Annotated in this window: 3 protein-coding genes; 2 read left to right on the top strand and 1 reads right to left on the bottom strand. The window is 46.6% G+C overall.

The features are described from left to right. Both AC1DPZ_RS25695 and AC1DPZ_RS25690 read left to right on the top strand, forming a co-directional pair. Positions 1 to 1,314, top strand: a 1,314-nt coding sequence (locus tag AC1DPZ_RS25695) for a LutB/LldF family L-lactate oxidation iron-sulfur protein (protein WP_477408846.1), incomplete at its 5' end; no start/stop codon positions are given. A gap of 12 nt (positions 1,315 to 1,326) precedes the next feature. Continuing rightward, complete coding sequence (locus tag AC1DPZ_RS25690; RefSeq protein WP_477408844.1) at positions 1,327 to 1,848, top strand: dihydrofolate reductase family protein; 522 nt, start codon at positions 1,327 to 1,329, stop codon at positions 1,846 to 1,848. A 53-nt stretch (positions 1,849 to 1,901) separates the two neighbouring features. Here AC1DPZ_RS25690 and AC1DPZ_RS25685 read toward each other — a convergent pair. After that, on the bottom strand, positions 1,902 to 2,313 hold a 412-nt coding region (locus AC1DPZ_RS25685), incomplete at its 5' end, for an HAD family hydrolase (RefSeq protein ID WP_477408842.1).

The following is a 2,313-nucleotide window of genomic DNA, read 5'->3' as shown; positions in this document are numbered from 1 at the left end:
ATCAATAACAGTATTGATAAGTACAGCGCGGCGGCGGCAAGCGGGCTTTCACGCATAGCCAACCTCGACAATGCCAAAAAGAAGGGGCACGTGATCAAGTGGAAAGTGATGGAGACCCTGGATAAATTTTTACCGGAGTTTGAAGCCAATTTTCAACGCAGGGGCGGCAAGGTGATCTGGGCCAATGATGCCGAAGAAGCCAATCGCGAGATCCTGAACATCATCCAAAAAGCCAAAGCAAAGACTGTAGTAAAATCAAAATCAATGGTTACCGAAGAAATTCACCTGAATGAATTTCTGAAGGAAAATAATATTGAGTCGTTAGAGACTGATCTTGGCGAATACATTGTACAGTTGCTGGGGCAGGCACCGTATCATATTGTTACACCGGCTATGCACCTCAGCAAAGAGGATATTGCCAAACTGTTTCATGAACGCTTTGGCACGCCCACAGAAGCTACTCCCGAGCAGCTAACCCTGAAAGCAAGGGAATTGCTGCGCGACAAATATTTACAGGCCGATGTAGGCATAACGGGAGCCAACTTCCTGCTGGCCGATACCGGCAGTATAGCCATCAGCGAGAATGAAGGGAACGCGCGCTTATGTACTACCTTCCCCAAAATTCATATTGCCGTAGTGGGGATCGAAAAGATCATCCCGTCTATTAACGATCTCGACCTGTTTTGGCCAATGCTGTCTACGCATGGCACAGGCCAAAATCTTACGGTATATAACACCATTCTGAGCGGTCCGCGCCAGCCGGATGAAACCGACGGCCCCGAAGAAATGTATGTGGTATTGCTTGATAATGGCCGCACCAACCTGCTTGCCCAAAAGGAACAGCGCCAGGGATTATATTGTATCCGTTGCGGGGCCTGCCTTAATGTATGCCCAGTGTTTCAAAACATAGGCGGCCATGCTTATAATATTACCTATAGCGGGCCAATTGGCTCTATCATAACCCCGCATACCAGCGGCATGCAGGAGTTTAAACACCTTAGCTATGCATCAAGCCTTTGCGGCAGCTGTACCGAGGTTTGCCCGGTGAAGATAGATATCCATAAAATGCTGCTACTGAACCGCCGGGATTCAGTTAACCAGGGTTTAGTAACCAATAAAGAACGCTGGGGCTGGGCCATCTGGAAAAAAGGGATGCTGAAACGTAAACTAACCGATTTTTTTGGTGGTAAAATGAAAAACTTTTTCCTCCGTTTCTTCTTTAAGCGCACCTGGGGACACCTAAGGGAAATGCCGGAAGTTGCCGAAAAATCATTCAGTAAACAGTGGCAGGAAAAACACCAGGGCGAAGAATAAGCACACCCACATATGCGGAAAATAATTTTAAACCTGGCCGTGAGCCTCGACGGTTTTATTGAAGGGCCAAACGGCGAATATGATTGGTGTTTTGCCGATCAGGATTACGGGATGACCGATTTTTTGAACAGTACCGATGCCATTTTTCTTGGCCGTAAAAGTTATGAAGTACTCATGAGCGCAGGGCCGGGATTGTTTGCGGCGCTTAAAATGTATGTTTTTTCGGATACGCTGACAACGGTTGAAGGCAATTCGGAAATTATCCGTTCGGCAGATTTTAAGCAGCGGGTAGATGAGATCAGGCATCAGCCGGGCAGCAATATCTGGCTGTTTGGCGGTGCAGAGCTGGTTTCGGTATTTATAGAGCAGCGGCAGATCAATGAGTTTATGCTGGCTGTTCACCCCGTAATTTTAGGCGCCGGGAAACCGCTGTTTAAGGTTAAAGATCGTACCAACCTATTGTTTCTCGGCAGCGAACAGTTTTCGAGCGGCTTGGTTCAGTTGAGGTATGCTTTTAAGCCGGAGGTTGATTGAAAAACGGGTTATCCCTGCTTATTTAAATTTCTGAAATACAACACCTATATCAATCACAAAACCCCAAGTTCGTTCAGTTTTGCCGATAACTCCTCTGCTGATTTAAAGTGAATGCTTTTAATACCCATTTTTTCTGCGGCTAAAACATTGCGGTAATTATCATCAATAAACAAAGCTTCGGCGGGGTTAACATTGTAACGATCAAGCAGTACCTGGTAAAACTCAGGGGCGGGCTTGCGCATTTTTTCGGTACCGGATACCACAACCCCATCAAACCACTCCAGGAAATTAAAACGGGCCACCGCAAAGGGGAAGGTTTCTGCCGACCAGTTGGTAAGTGCGTAGATCTTATACTTATTGCTCTCTTTTAATTGTTTAAATATTTCAACAGTACCATGAAATGGGTCGCCCAGCATTTCAACCCAGCGGCCGTAAAACGCCCGGATGTTGGCTTCATGTTCAGGG

This window comes from Mucilaginibacter sp. P4_G9, assembly GCF_056400985.1.
The sequence above is the reverse complement of the archived record's forward strand: the minus strand, read 5'-3'. Positions and strand labels throughout refer to the sequence as shown.